This window comes from Pelomonas sp. KK5, assembly GCF_001984095.1.
Lineage (GTDB): Bacteria > Pseudomonadota > Gammaproteobacteria > Burkholderiales > Burkholderiaceae_C > KK5.
In genome coordinates this window covers 1-755 of sequence record NZ_LYVQ01000521.1, presented here as the reverse complement: position 1 = coordinate 755, position 755 = coordinate 1, and the positions used below count along the sequence as shown (strand labels likewise).

Sequence of the window (755 nt, the reverse complement as noted above, 5' to 3'; positions counted from 1 at the left end):
GTTCGTCAGCGTGATCACGCGCCCGGCGCCGCTGGTGCCGAAGCTGTTGCCATCGGCATGCAGCGTCAGCGCGCCGGACTGGGTGATGTCGCCGGTGGTCGCGGTGGCGGAGAAGGCGCCCGCGCTGTCGCTGGCGGCGAGGACCAGCGCATCCGCCGTGATGCTGGCCGCGCCCGCGCTGTGCAGCGCCACCGTCTTGCCGTGGAAGGTGTTGCCGGCCTGGGTCAGCGCGATGGCCTGGCCGCTGGTGCTGGTGGTGAGGCTGCTGCCATCGGTGCCCAGGCTCAGCGCGCCGGACTGGCTGATGCCGCCGCTGGTGGCCGTGGCCGTCAGCTTGCCGCCGATCGTGCTGGCGGCCAGCTTGATCGAGTCGGCGTTGACGGTGGCGTCGCCGCCACTGTTCAGCGCGAGGGTCCTGCCGCCGAACACATTGGCCTGGCTCAGCGTGATCGCGCCGTTGGTGGCGTTGAAGCTGCTGCCGTCGACATTGAGCGTCAGCGCCGCCGTCTGGGTGATGTCGCCGGTGGTGGCGGTGGCGGTCAGCGTGCCGCCGATGGTGCTGGCCGCGAGCTTGATCGCATCGGCGCTGACGCCGACGTTGCCACCGCTGTGCAGCGCAATGGTCTTGCCGTTGAAGGTGTTGCCGGCCTGGGTCAGCGCGATGGTCTGGCCGGCGCTGCTGGTGGTGAAGTTGCTGCCGTCGACGTTGAGCGTCAGCGCGGCGGTCTGGCTGATGCCGCCGGTGGCGGCGGTCA

General features: G+C 70.9%; 1 pseudogene. It reads right to left on the bottom strand.

What is annotated here, in order from left to right:
* Positions 1–755 (bottom strand): annotated as a pseudogene (locus tag B0W88_RS34185) (hypothetical protein); the annotation flags it as partial.